General features: G+C 27.1%; 13 protein-coding genes and 1 tRNA gene. 10 read left to right on the top strand and 4 right to left on the bottom strand.

The window, feature by feature from the left end:
- Positions 1-42 precede the first annotated feature (42 nt).
- The gene (locus ASUIS_RS00645) at positions 43-2,694 is read left to right on the top strand and encodes a sensor domain-containing diguanylate cyclase (protein WP_118885227.1); all 2,652 of its coding nucleotides are present in this window, start codon (positions 43-45) and stop codon (positions 2,692-2,694) included.
- Positions 2,695-3,174: 480 nt separating this feature from the next.
- Here ASUIS_RS00645 and ASUIS_RS00640 read toward each other — a convergent pair whose 3' ends face one another.
- The 4 genes from ASUIS_RS00640 to mqnP all read right to left on the bottom strand — a co-directional run bounded on the left by ASUIS_RS00640 (position 3,175) and on the right by mqnP (position 6,025).
- Positions 3,175-4,602 (bottom strand): autotransporter domain-containing protein, encoded by a 1,428-nt coding sequence (locus ASUIS_RS00640; RefSeq protein WP_118885226.1) that lies wholly within the window; start codon positions 4,600-4,602, stop codon positions 3,175-3,177.
- Positions 4,603-4,672: 70 nt separating this feature from the next.
- The gene (locus ASUIS_RS13530; RefSeq protein ID WP_153801668.1) at positions 4,673-4,843 is read right to left on the bottom strand and encodes an integrase arm-type DNA-binding domain-containing protein; all 171 of its coding nucleotides are present in this window, start codon (positions 4,841-4,843) and stop codon (positions 4,673-4,675) included.
- A 186-nt stretch (positions 4,844-5,029) separates the two neighbouring features.
- A tRNA-Arg gene (locus ASUIS_RS00635) sits at positions 5,030-5,106 on the bottom strand.
- A 58-nt stretch (positions 5,107-5,164) separates the two neighbouring features.
- On the bottom strand, positions 5,165-6,025 hold the full coding sequence (gene mqnP, locus ASUIS_RS00630) for a menaquinone biosynthesis prenyltransferase MqnP (protein WP_118885225.1): 861 nt from the start codon (positions 6,023-6,025) through the stop codon (positions 5,165-5,167).
- A gap of 90 nt (positions 6,026-6,115) precedes the next feature.
- Between mqnP and ASUIS_RS00625 the strand changes: the two genes are divergently transcribed.
- The 9 genes from ASUIS_RS00625 (at position 6,116) to ASUIS_RS00585 (ending at position 13,685) form a co-directional block, all read left to right on the top strand.
- Positions 6,116-6,319, top strand: a complete 204-nt coding sequence (locus ASUIS_RS00625) for a hypothetical protein (RefSeq protein ID WP_118885224.1) — start codon at positions 6,116-6,118, stop codon at positions 6,317-6,319.
- On the top strand, positions 6,316-7,191 hold the full coding sequence (gene miaA / locus ASUIS_RS00620) for a tRNA (adenosine(37)-N6)-dimethylallyltransferase MiaA (protein WP_118885223.1): 876 nt from the start codon (positions 6,316-6,318) through the stop codon (positions 7,189-7,191). Before ASUIS_RS00625 ends, miaA begins: the two co-directional genes overlap by 4 nt.
- 81 nt (positions 7,192-7,272) lie before the next feature.
- On the top strand, positions 7,273-7,476 hold the full coding sequence (gene rpmE / locus ASUIS_RS00615) for a 50S ribosomal protein L31 (RefSeq protein WP_014472884.1): 204 nt from the start codon (positions 7,273-7,275) through the stop codon (positions 7,474-7,476).
- 9 nt (positions 7,477-7,485) lie between these two features.
- Positions 7,486-8,307, top strand: a complete 822-nt coding sequence (gene rsmI, locus ASUIS_RS00610; protein WP_118885222.1) for a 16S rRNA (cytidine(1402)-2'-O)-methyltransferase — start codon at positions 7,486-7,488, stop codon at positions 8,305-8,307.
- Positions 8,304-8,993: a 23S rRNA (guanosine(2251)-2'-O)-methyltransferase RlmB gene (rlmB, locus tag ASUIS_RS00605; RefSeq protein WP_118885221.1), complete on the top strand. Its 690-nt coding sequence runs from the start codon at positions 8,304-8,306 to the stop codon at positions 8,991-8,993. The genes rsmI and rlmB overlap by 4 nt, the downstream gene beginning before the upstream one ends.
- Positions 8,994-9,007: 14 nt before the next feature.
- A complete protein-coding gene (locus ASUIS_RS00600) occupies positions 9,008-9,817 on the top strand; it encodes a hypothetical protein (protein ID WP_118885220.1) in 810 nt (269 codons plus the stop codon).
- Between the two features lie 3 nt (positions 9,818-9,820).
- Positions 9,821-11,035 carry an LL-diaminopimelate aminotransferase gene (locus ASUIS_RS00595; RefSeq protein ID WP_118885219.1) on the top strand — a complete coding sequence of 405 codons (1,215 nt, stop codon included), beginning with the start codon at positions 9,821-9,823 and terminating at the stop codon, positions 11,033-11,035.
- Positions 11,036-11,044: 9 nt separating this feature from the next.
- A complete protein-coding gene (locus tag ASUIS_RS00590; RefSeq protein WP_118885218.1) occupies positions 11,045-12,307 on the top strand; it encodes a homoserine dehydrogenase in 1,263 nt (420 codons plus the stop codon).
- 19 nt (positions 12,308-12,326) lie between these two features.
- Complete coding sequence (locus ASUIS_RS00585; RefSeq protein WP_226799944.1) at positions 12,327-13,685, top strand: MATE family efflux transporter; 1,359 nt, start codon at positions 12,327-12,329, stop codon at positions 13,683-13,685.
- The last annotated feature ends 12 nt before the right edge of the window (positions 13,686-13,697 follow it).

The following is a 13,697-nucleotide window of genomic DNA, read 5'->3' as shown; positions in this document are numbered from 1 at the left end:
ATTTTGATATAATCGCGAATTATTTTAATAGGATTAAATATTTTGAAAAAGAAAATCATTTTTATACTATCTTTTTTTCTTATGTGTTTATTATTTACTTACGTTATTTTCACACTTATTGAAAATAGAAAAAAAGAACATTTAGATGCTGAAAAGAAAATTATTGAAGTTACGTACAATACAATAATTGAAGCATATAAGGTTTATTCTAATATTATTTATTTTAATAAATTAAATACTAAAGAAACAAAAAGTATTTTAGAAAATGTTTATACATCTTCTAAAGAAGAACAAGAAATCATAAGAAAAAAATTATACGACCATCTTATTGACATGTATAACAATATGAATGATTATAAACTCAAACAACTACATTTTCATTTAAAAAATAATGATAGTTTTTTAAGATTCCATAGACCAAATAAATATGGAGATAATTTAACTAACATAAGACATACTGTTGCTTTTGTAAATCAATATCAAAAAGCTATTAGTGGATTTGAAGAAGGTAGAATTTATAACGGATATAGATTTGTTTATCCTTTGAAATATAATGATATTTATTTAGGAAGCGTTGAAACTTCTGTTTCTATGGAATCAATAATAAATGATTTAAAAAAAGAACTCCATAGTGATACTGACTTTATAATCAAAAAATCTATAGTTGATAAAAATATCATTGAAGAAGAAAAAGACAACTACGCTACTTGTTCAATTGATAAAGATTTTTATCATGAAATAAATATTTCAAATAGTGGAAATAATAATATTGAGCCTATTATCAAAGAATATTTAACAAAAAATAATTCCAAAATAAGAGAGTTTATAAAATCAGGTGAAATTTTTAATTTTTACAATAAATACAATGGTGATTATTATATAACTACATATTTACCAGTAAAGAATGCCATTACAAATCAAACTATTGCATATATAATAATCTCTAATAAACATAATGATTTACAAGATTTTATTACACAATATTTTTTATTTCTAGCTATTTTAATATTTTTAACAATGGGTATGATTTATTTTATTTACAGAATTGATAAAACGAAAACTCAGCTTTCAAAAAAAGATAATGTTTTAAAAGAAGTACAAAAAATTGCTCAACTTGGATATTGGGAATTTGATATTTTAGGAAATAATCTTAAATGGAGTGATGAAGTTTATCATATCTTTGGATTTAGTCCTCAAGAGTTTGAAGCTAGTTATGAGAATTTTTTAAGATATATTCATCCTGAAGATATAAAAAAAGTAGATAAAGCCTATATGAATTCAATTAAAAATAAAACAAATTATCAAGTTGAACATAGAATTATTACAAAAACTGGTGAAATAAAATATGTAGAAGAAGAATGCAGACATACTTTTGATGAATATGGTGATGTAGTTCAATCTTTAGGAACAATTCATGACATTACAAGTATTAAACTTTATCAACTAAAAATAAAAAAATCTAAAGAACAATTTGAATCTTTAGTTTCTCATATTCCTGATATTATTTATAGATGTGAAATTGATGACGATTTTACGATGCTTTATATAAATAATGCTATTGAAACAATAACTGGTTACAAAATTGATGAAATAAAATTCAATAAAGTAATATCTTTTGCAAATATTATTCATCCAAGTGATCTAGCTGTGGTTCATAAAAGTATAGATTCAATGATTAAAAATAATGTTTTAAATATTGATTTAGAATATAGAATTATTTCAAAAGATGGAAGAATTATTTGGATAAATGATAATCTTCAATTAATCAGTGATGAAAATCATAGTTATTTTGAAGGAGTAATTAGTGATATAACTTCACAAAAAATTGCCTATGATAAACTTTACAAATTTATAGATACACAAGATAATATAGTAATTTTAACAAACGGAAAAAATATTGAATTTGCAAATAAAAAATTCTTCAATTTTTTAGGATTTAAAAATATTGAAGAATACAAAATAAATCACAAATGTATTAGTGATTTATTTATAGAAGATGAAAAGTTTTTTAATTTATCTTTTGTGAATGAAAATGAAAATTGGGTTAATATAATTCAAACCTTGAGTCATAGAAAAAGAGTTGTTGCAATTAAAGGAATTGATGGAATAACTTATGCTTTTTCTGTAACAATTAATAAATTTGAAGATGCTATTTATATAGTTAGTTTTACTGATATTAGTGAAACAATGCTTGCAAATCTTGAATTAGAACAAAAAGTATTAAGAGATAAATTAACAAATGCATATAATAGAGAATTTTTTGAGAATAACTATAAAAGACTTATTGAGACTTTTGAAAATGATGAGATGTATTTTGGTTTAGGGATGATAGATATAGATAATTTTAAAAAAATAAATGATACTTTTGGACATGATGTTGGAGACAAGATTTTAGTAACTCTTGTATCAAACGTAGAAAAATATTCAAGAAATGATGATATATTAATTCGTTGGGGTGGAGAAGAATTTATTATGATATTAAAAGTTTCTTCAGAAAATGGACTTAAAATTGCACTTGAAAATCTAAGAAAAATAATAGAAAATAATAAAATTGACAATCTTCCAAAAATAACTTGTAGTTTTGGAGGAACATTATATGAAAAAAATGAACCAATAAATAACACTATTAAAAGAGCAGATGAAGCCCTATATATGGCAAAAGCAGCAGGAAGAAACAAAGTAATTCTTAAATGATTTAAAAGAATATGAAATAAATTATTCTATAGAATTTATAAAAAAAGCCTGACAGGAGTCGAATAAATTTCTTGCACCCTATTTCTATCAAAGTCTTTTTCTTATAACCCCTTACAATAGATATTATTTAATCGAACACTAAAAGTAGATTAAATGACATTATTACCTAAAGAAATAGAAAAAATAGCTACCAAAGATAAGATAGTAAAAATTAAATTTTTTACACCTGATAGTAGTTGGAGTTTTTGTTCTAACTTTATTAGTTGTTGTAGTCATTTCAAATCCTTTATTTATTAGGAAAGGTATAACACACAATATGTATTTAATTTATAGGAAATGAATTTAGAGTTTGAAAAGAAATATTTACTAAACATATAAAATATATTACTTTATTTTATTAGTTCCAGTTATTTAATAAGTATCTAAATTCTTGGAAAACTATATAAAATTAAAAAATATTGTTAGCAATCAATTTAATAATTAAAACTTCAGCACATATTTTGCTGAAACTACATTATTACTAAAATCTTTTCCTTGTCCTTGGTAATCATATGATACATTGATATTATTTGTTTTATTTATATCCATTTCATATCCAATTCCAGCTTCATACGACCATCTTCCATTATCTATTCCATCTGTCCCAAAGTTAACTCCTGTTGCTCCTTCATAAGCTGAAGTTACAGTTTGGTTTTTATCATGTAAATCATATCCTACATTTAAATTTCCAACTATTTTTGAATCATCTGTTAATTTATAATGTGCTAATGTTCCGAACCCTACAATTAAATCACTTGATGTAAATTTATCAACATTTAAATTTAGTGCATCTGCTCCAGTTTCATTATATGCTGGATTTGTAAAATGTCTATATGTTGTATTTACTAATGGTTGTAATAATAAATCTTTATTTACATTCACATCTCTCATTAATTTTAAATCTAAAGATGCTGTTTTACTTGTATATTTTGATTCTGCTATATCTCCTGTAAACACTGCTCTATCTGTTTGTGTTTTTTGCCAAGCGTATCCAGCTTGATACAAGAAGTTTGTTTTATCATCTATTACAGGTACATTTCCATATATTAATGTTGTAAATACATCTAAATCTGCGTTTTGATTCATATTATTTACATCAACATTTCCATTTGTATAGAAAAATGCCAATCCTAATTTTTGGTTGTTTTTATATTCTGTATCTGCTCCAAATCCTAACCCATATGTTTTTAAATCAAATCCATTTATACCATCTTTATCATTTTGAGAACCAATTGATCCAAATGGTTTAATCCAAAGATTATTTTCACTAAACATTCCATCACCTGAGTTCATACCACCAGAAGAAATATTTGCATTTTGTCTTTGAGTTACTATTCCTGCAATTCCATTTGAAATTTGCGTTGTTGCTCCAACTGTTGCATTTGTTGCTACAGGAGTTGTAGTTTCTACTGCACTTGCTACTGCTTCATTTGACGAAAATTGATTTAATTTTGCTATTACACTTTCCATTTTTGGATTATTATCTATGTTATCTATAATTTTATCCAATGCTTTTGCTGCACCTTGTGCATTTGCGTATTGTGTTGGTCGAGTTTTAGGAGTAATTTTATTTATTGGTTGTACTACAATTTGTCTAATTACCAAATGAAGAGTTGATTCTTTCTGTATATTATAATCTGCTAAAGTTCTTCCCTCTTCCAACTGGTTTCCAGCAAAAACTATTTTTTGCTGATCTGGAGGGATACCTTCTTTATCTTGTATTTTTGCTTTAACATTTTCAATAGTATCATTAGCTTCAACTTCTAAAGCTATTGTTTTACCAGTTAATGTTTTTACAAAAATCTGCATAGCAAACAATTGATTAGGTAAAAATAACAAAAAGAAGATAATCATATAAACAATTTTCATTTAAGCCCCTAATTTTTTTGTATTGTAGTTAAATATATTTTAAAAAAGCTACTTAATTGATTAAAAAGTTTTAGAATAGATAAACATTCTGGTTTAAAAATGTATATTTAAATTGCCAAATTTTTGACCCATTTTCTTTTACTAATAGCCTTAATTCTCCACCATCATTTAAGAAATATTCTTTTTCTTGTGGTTTTGTTTTTTTAATTTGTATATCTTTTAATAACTCTATCTTAGGCATTTCAACGACCTTTTTTATAGAAATAAGGTCATAATTATTTATTAAATTAGGTCTTTTCTAAAAATGACCCAAAATGAGACCCAAATTTTCTTAGATTTAATTAGCATAAGTTAGATTATAAATTATTTTAAAGTTTGATTTAATGGACTTTATCTAGATTGTTTTTGATTAAGTTAGATTGTAAAATGGTACGCCTGACAGGAGTCGAACCTGTAACCGCCGGGGCCGAAACCCGATGCTCTATCCAGTTGAGCCACAGACGCATTTGTTATTATTAGAAATAAGGCTGGAATAATAGCACAGCCTTACTTAAAAAATAAATTAAAAGAAAATATTGTCTAATATAATCAATACAAAAAATATTATTCCTAAATATCCATTTACTGTAAAAAAGGCTTTATCGATTTTTCTAAAATCTTTATTTACTAAATAATGTTCATAAGAAAGCATCAATGCACTTAAAACTACAGCAACATAAGCAAAATATGAACTTTCAGAAATAATCACAAATAAAAGCCAAAAAATCACTGTTAAAGCGTGAAATATTTTTGAAATTTTCATTGTTTTTTCAACACCAAATTTTGATGGAATAGAATGAAGTCCTAATTTTTTATCAACTTCAATATCTTGTAAAGAATAAAGTAAATCAAATCCAGCAACCCAAAACATAACTCCACTACTCAATAAAACTGACCAAAAAGGTATCGTTTCACTCACAGCAACAACTCCAGCAATTGGAGCAAGTCCTAAAGAAATACCTAAAATCACATGGGCTAAATAAGAAAATCTTTTGAAATATGAGTATGAACCAATAATTATTAAAATTGGAATTGATAAATATAATGCTAAATCGTTTACAAAATATGCAACGGCAATAAATCCTAAAGCATTTAAAACAACAAAAATAAACATTGAAGAAGCACTGATTCGTCCATCAACATTTGGTCTATTTATAGTTCTTGGATTTAAAGCATCAATATCTCTATCCATAAATCTATTAAATCCCATTGCAAAATTTCTAGCTGTTAAAGCAGCAAAAATTCCAAGAATTAAAAGTTTAAATCCAAACCAACCATTTGCAGCTACAACCATTGCTATAAAAATAAAAGGAAGTGAAAAAATAGAGTGTTTGAACATAACAAGTTCGTTAAAGTCGTTTAGTTTTTGTATAAGCTTATTCATGGAAAGAATTGTATCTAAGATATTATTAAAAAATTAGAATTAAACTTTTTCTAGTTATAATCAATTTTATTTTAATTATGAAAGCAACAAATGTCTAAAATCACCCTACTTTTAAGCACCATATTTTTAGTTTTTACATTAAGTGCCTGTGTTTCTAAAACACAAATGGAAGTTAAAGATTCTGGTTCAAAAGATGTTTCAGATCTATTAAGAATCTTAATTCAAAAAGAAAAAGAGATAAATGAACTAAATCAAAAATTAGAAGATTGTAAAAATTCAAAAGTTAAATCATGAAAGAAATAGCAATAATTGGATCAACAGCTTCAGGGAAAACTGCCCTATCTTTAGAAATAGCAAATAAAACAAACTCTATTATTTTATCGCTTGATTCACTTTGTGTTTATAAAGAAATTGAAATAGCTTCTGCAAAACCTACTTTAAAAGAAAGAAGAAATATAATTCATTTTGGAATAGATGAAGTTTATCCAAATGAAGAGTTTGATGTAATTAAATTTATTGAACTTTATAAAAAAGCAAAAGATTATGCTATTAAAAACGATAAAAATCTAATCATTGTTGGTGGAACTGGATTTTATCTAAAAGCCCTAATTGATGGTTTATCAAAAGGCATTGAAACAAAAATAAAACTTGATATTCCTCAACAAGATGCTTATGATTTATTGTATGAAATAGATAAAGAATATATGCAAAAAATCGAAAAAAATGATAGATATAGAATCGAAAAAGCTTATTCTATTTATAAACAAACTGGTCTTAGCCCTACTTCGTATTTTGAAAAAAATCCTAAAATTGCTCTAGCAAAAGATTTGAAGATTTTTGAAATTCTTTGGGACAAAGAAGAACTTAAAAATAGAATTTCTCAAAGAACAAAAATTATGATAAATTCAGGGCTTATTGATGAAGTTATATTTTTAGAAAAAAAATATACAAGAAGCCCAAATTGTATGGCATCTATTGGAATACTCGAAACTTTAGAGTATTTAGATGGAAAACTTTCTAAACAAGAATTAGAAGAAAAAATATCTGCAAATACGGCAAAACTTGCAAAAAGACAAAATACTTTTAATAAAGGTCAATTTTTAGATAAAACATCCAATATAATAGAAAACTTAAATTCAGATATTATTAAGTATTTTTCGTTATAATCCCGTCCCTAAAGAGTTTTTTAAAGGGCTAGCAATAGACTTGACCTTTTATTAAACATTAATTACATTAAGGATTATGGCATGAAAAAAGATATTCATCCAGATTATAAAGTTTGTACAATTTCTTGTGCTTGTGGTAACACATTTGAAACAAAATCAAATGTTGAGTCTTTAAGAATCGACATTTGTTCATCTTGTCACCCATTCTTTACAGGTGAGCAAAAACTTGTTGATGCTGCTGGTAGAGTTGAGAAATTCAAAGCTAAATATAACATGGCTAAATAGTACAATATTATGTTGTGCTTAGTTCCAACTCCAATAGGAAATCTTGAAGATATTTCAAAAAGGTCTTTAAGAGTCCTTGAGGAAGCGGAACTTATTTTTTGTGAAGATACAAGAGTAACAAAAAAACTTCTAAATCTTTTAGGTGAAAAAAATAACCTAGACTTTTCAAACAAAGAATATAAATCTTTCCATTCTCATAACGAAAATCATATTTTACAAACTTTAGACAAAGACACTTTTACTAAAAATGTTGTTTATGTAAGTGATGCAGGAATGCCTTGCGTTAGTGATCCTGGGGCTACTCTAGTTGATTATTGCATAAAAAATGATATTGCTTATGATGTTTTGCCTGGTGCAAATGCTATTTTAACTGCTTATGCAATGAGCGGATTTCCTCACACAACTTTTTCATTTTATGGATTTTTAGACCATAAAGGAGTAAGTAGGGCATCAAAATTAAATGATGTTTTAAATGATGATAAATTAGCAATTCTTTATGAATCACCACATAGACTTCTAAAACTACTTGAAGAATTAAGTATAAAAGATGCCAATAGAACAATATTTTTAGCAAAAGAGATAAGTAAACTTCACCAAAAAACTTTTAAGAATTCAGCTTTAAATTTATTTAATGAGTTTAAAGATATGAATATTAGAGGTGAATGGGTCGTAATTGTTGAACCAAAAGAAACAGTTGGTTTTAACCTTGATTTAGATGATATTATTTCTTTAGATATTGCTCCAAAAATAAAAGCTAAATTAATAGCTAAAATGACTGGACAATCAATAAAAGAGGTTTATCAACAATTTTTAGATAGAATCTCCCAATGATAATATATGGAAAACAAATCGTACTTTATGTACTTGAAAAACACCCGCAGTTAATAGAAGAAATTTTTCTTTCAAAAGAGATTGATAAAAAACTTTTTACAAGATTTGCAAAACTTGACAAAAAAATCCACAAATTGGATAATCAAAAAGCTCAAGCATTAGCAAAAGGTGGAAACCATCAAGGTTTCTTTTTAAAACTAACACATGTTGAATACACAGACATAAAAGAGTTCAAAAAAATGAATTTCATTTTAGTTCTTGATGGTGTTACTGATGTTGGAAATATTGGTGCGATTGCTAGAACTGCTTATTCTTTAGGAATTGAAGGATTAATTGCTGCTGATATTAAAACTGTAAATGATTCTGGAATTCTAAGAACAAGTTCTGGGGCATTACTTGATTTACCATTTTTGGTTCATCCAAGATCAGCTGATTTAGCAAGTGAATTAATTGATTGTGGTTTCACATTAATTGGTGCAACAACAGATGGAATTGATTTAAAGAAATATGGGAAAATTGAAAAAACTGATAAAGTTGCCCTATTTTTAGGAAGTGAAGGAACTGGGATTTCTCCAAAAGTTGCTAAAAAACTTGACTTAAAAGTATCAATTGCTATGGAACATGAATTTGATTCATTAAATGTTTCTGTTGCTGCTGGGATTTTGATTTATAATCTTAAAAGATAAAAGAAGAAAAAACCGTGATAAGAAAACTGATTTTAATAATTACATTAAGTGTATTGTTAAGTGCAAACTTAGATATGAAAGTAAAAGATTTATTAGGAAATAGTGATTATAACACTCACAAAAATCTAATTAACCATATTTTTAGCAATGAAGCTAACTTTTATACAAATAATCAGATTGACTACACAAAAATTATTCAAGAATTGTCAAATAATGGTGTGTTAAAGCTAAATCTCCCATCAACTCAAAATATTAGTATTACATTTAATGTTAATAAATATCCAAAAAAATCATCAAAAAATCTTGGTGATATTTTAAGAGCTTTAGGACAACATAATTTCATTGTACAAGAAGAAATTGTCGTTAATAATAATTTAAAATGGACTATTCAAATAAAAACTGCAGCCGCCATAAGCCCTCTCAGATTATCTCAAGAATTACAATCAATAAATTGTAGAATTGTTGATATCAAAAGAGAGGGTGACTATAATTGGAATTATTCGATAGATACGAGTGATTCTTCAGTTTATAGAGCAGAAGATTTAATAAATAATAAAGAATTATCTTTAAAAAAACCACTTAAACCGTATATGATTAAAGTATCAAATACAAAAGTTATTACAATAAAATCATCAAGTGGTAATATTTGGTATCCAAATGTGGTTTTTTATGATGAAGCTTTAAATATAATTGGAATTTATGAAGAAAACAGTTTGCATAAAAGTTTAAGACTTGAAGTGCCTAACAATACAAAATATATTAAAATTGACGATTTATATACTCTTGCTAATATGAAGCAAGGAATTAACATTACTAAGGAGTAAATTGTGTTTCCAGAAATCGAATTTGAGAGAATGAAAAGACTTCCAAACTATGTGTTTGCAGAAGTTAATAATATCAAGATGGAAGCTAGACGAGCAGGGGAAGATGTAATTGACTTCTCTATGGGGAATCCTGATGGTCCAGCACCACAACATATTACAGATAAATTAATTGAAGCTGCTGCAAAACCAAAAAATCATGGTTATAGTGCAAGTGCGGGTATTTTTAAATTAAGACTTGCTATTTCTAACTGGTATAAAAGAAAATATGATGTTGATTTTTTAGACCCAAATAAACACGTATGTGCAACAATGGGTTCAAAAGAAGGATATGTTCACTTAGTTCAAGCAATAGTAAATGTGGGTGACGTAGCTGTCGTTCCAGATCCTACATATCCTATTCACTCATATGCATTTATGTTAAATGGTGCTGCTGTTCATAAATTTGAACTTGTATTTGATGATGCATTTAAAGTTGATGAAGATCTTTTCTTTCAAAGATTACAAAAAACAATTGATGAATCAATTCCAAAAGTAAAATTTGTAGTTGTAAACTTCCCTCATAATCCTACATGTGCGACAGTTACACCTGAGTTTTACACAAAATTAGTAGCAATGGCAAAAAGAGAAAGATTTTATGTAATCTCTGATATTGCTTATGCTGACATCACATTTGATGGATATAAAACTCCTTCTATTTTCCAAGCAGAGGGTGCACTTGATGTTGCAGTTGAATGTTTCACTCTATCAAAATCATATAATATGGCTGGATGGAGAGTTGGTTGTATCGTAGGAAATGAAAGATTAATTGGTGCTTTAAAAAGAATAAAATCATGGCTAGATTATGGAATGTTTACTCCAATTCAAATTGCTGCTACTGTAGCACTTGATGGACCACAAGAATGTGTTGCTGAACATGTTGAGAAATATAGAAAAAGAAGAGATTTAATGCTTGAAGTGTTTGCAGAAGCTGGATGGAAAATGAATAAACCAGATGCATCAATGTTTATTTGGGCAAAAATTCCAGAAGTTGCAGCACATTTGGGAAGTATGGAATTTTCAAAACAGCTATTAACACAAGCACAAGTTGCCGTAAGTCCTGGAATTGGTTTTGGAAATTATGGTGACCAATATGTAAGAATTGCTCTAATTGAAAATGAAAAAAGAATTAGACAAGCAGCAAAAAATATAAAGAAATATTTAAAATCATTAGAGAAATAGGAATTATTCATGTTAAGAGTTGGAATTATCGGAGTTGGTACAGTTGGAGCTAGTGTTGCTAATATTTTAAGAGATAATAAAAATATTATAGCAGCACGTGCTGGTAAAGAGATTGTAGTAACCCTTGGAGTAGTTTCAAACTTACATAAAATGAGAGATGTTGATATTAAATTAACAGATAATATTGATGATGTTTTAAATGATGATTCAATTGATGTTGTAGTTGAACTAATGGGTGGAATTGATAAACCAAATGAAATTGTTAGAAAAGCTTTATTAAAAGGGAAAGCTGTGGTTACAGCTAATAAAGCTTTATTAGCATATCATAGATATGAACTTCAAGAATTAGCTGGTGATATTCCATTTGAGTTTGAAGCAGCAGTTGCTGGTGGAATTCCAATTATTAATGCCCTAAGAGATGGATTAAGTGCAAATCATATCAAATCTATTCAAGGTATTATGAATGGAACTTGTAATTATATGCTTACTCGTATGATAAATGATGGTGTAAGTTATGATGCTATTTTAAAAGAAGCTCAAGATTTAGGTTATGCTGAATCTGATCCTACTTTTGATGTTGGTGGATTTGATGCTGCACATAAACTTTTAATTTTAGGTTCAATTGCTTATGGAATTGATGTAAAACCTGAAGATATTTTAATAGAAGGTATTCAAAATATTTCAAATGCAGATATAGAATTTGCAAAAGAGTTTGAATATTCAATTAAACTTTTAGGAATTGCAAAAAAAGTAGGAAACGAAGTTGAATTAAGAGTTCATCCCGTTTTAATTCCTCAAGATAAAATGATTGCAAAAGTTGATGGTGTTATGAATGGAATCTCTGTTGTTGGAGATAAAGTTGGTGAAACTATGTTTTATGGAGCAGGAGCTGGTGGTGATGCCACAGCATCTGCTGTTATTGCAAATATTATTGATATAGCAAGACGTGGAAAAGGTTCACCAATGCTTGGTTTTGAAAATCAACCGGGTGAAAAAATCACGTTAATGTCAAAAGATAATATCCAAACAAAATATTATTTAAGACTTGAAGTTGCTGATAAATCAGGAACTTTAGCAAAAATAGCAACTATTTTAGGAGATAACTCAATCTCTATTGAAGCAATGTTACAAAAACCATTAAAAAATGGAAGTGCAAATTTACTTTTAACTACACATATCTCTATTGAAAAAGATATTGTAAAAGCAATAACTGAACTTGAAAACTCAGGGGTAATTTTAAGTAAACCTGCCATGATAAGAATAGAAGAATAGTTCTTCTATTCTTAAAAATTTGAAAACAAACTCAGAAAACCTAACCACACAAAATATTCCCTCACTAATAAAACAATTAGCAATTCCTGCAAGTATGGGAATGTTTTTTAACACCATGTACAATGTTGTTGATACATTTTATGCTGGACTCATTTCAACACAAGCAATATCAGCATTAACTTTATCTTTTATGATATTTTTCTTAATTATTGGTTTTGGATATGGTTTTAGTTCAGCAATTACAGCCCTTCTTGGAAATGCTCTTGGTAAAAAAAGATATAAATTAGCTTCTATTTATGCTCACAAAGGTTTGATTTTTGTTCCTATTATTGGACTTCTATTAAGTATTATTGGATATTTTTTTGCACCAGCTCTTTTTATGCTTTTAGGAGCAAAAGAAGAGTATTTACAACTTTCACTTGATTATATAAATCCTATTTTATTTGGTGCTGTATTTTTTATGTTTAACTTTTCCCTAAACTCTATTTTAGTGGCAACAGGAGATACAAAAACTTATAGAAATAGTTTGATATTTGGCTTTTTTGCCAACTTAGCTTTAAATCCTCTGTTAATGTATGGATTTTTATTTATTCCTGCGATGGGAATAAAAGGAATTGCATTTGCTACGGTTTTGATTCAAATAATAAATATGTTTTATCTATTTTACAAAGTTTTACAAACAAAACTTATTCATTTTGAAAAACTAGAATATTTTATTCCAAATATCAGAGTTTATAAACAATTTTTAATTCAAGGAAATCCATCAAGTTTAAATATGCTCACAATGGCTATTGGTTCATTGATTCTTACTTATTTTGTATCACATTATGGAATGTATGCCGTTGCAGGATATGGAATAGGGTATAGAGTTGAACAACTAATGCTTTTACCAGCCCTTGGACTAAGCACTGCTGTTCTTGCTCTTGTATCAAACAATTATGGTGCTAAAAAGTATGATAGGGTAATTGAGACTTTAAAAGTTTCAATTAAATATGGGTTTATTATTTCAACAATTGGAATAATCTCTTTAACCCTTTTAGGACGATTTATCATTTCATTTTTTGATTCTAATCCAATAGTTGTAGATTTTGGAGTGAGTTATTTACTCATTGAAATTTGGATATTTTATGCTTATGTAATTTTATTTGTTTGTGTTTCAACACTTCAAGCCATAAAAAGACCCAAAATGCTTTTATATATTGGGTTATATAGACAGATTTTTGCAAAATTAATAATTGCTTATTTTATTGTAAAGTATTTTGAACTTGATTTTATTTATTTATGGTTTGGAATTTTATTTATGATTTATAGTGCGGCAATTTTTACTTATTTTTATACAAATAGATTATTAAAAGAGATTTTAAATAAGAGTTTATAAGAAGTCTTAAAA

The sequence above is a fragment of the Arcobacter suis CECT 7833 genome, from assembly GCF_003544815.1.
Lineage (GTDB): Bacteria > Campylobacterota > Campylobacteria > Campylobacterales > Arcobacteraceae > Aliarcobacter > Aliarcobacter suis.
Note: the sequence above shows the minus strand (reverse complement) of the source record. Positions and strands in the feature narration are given on the sequence as shown.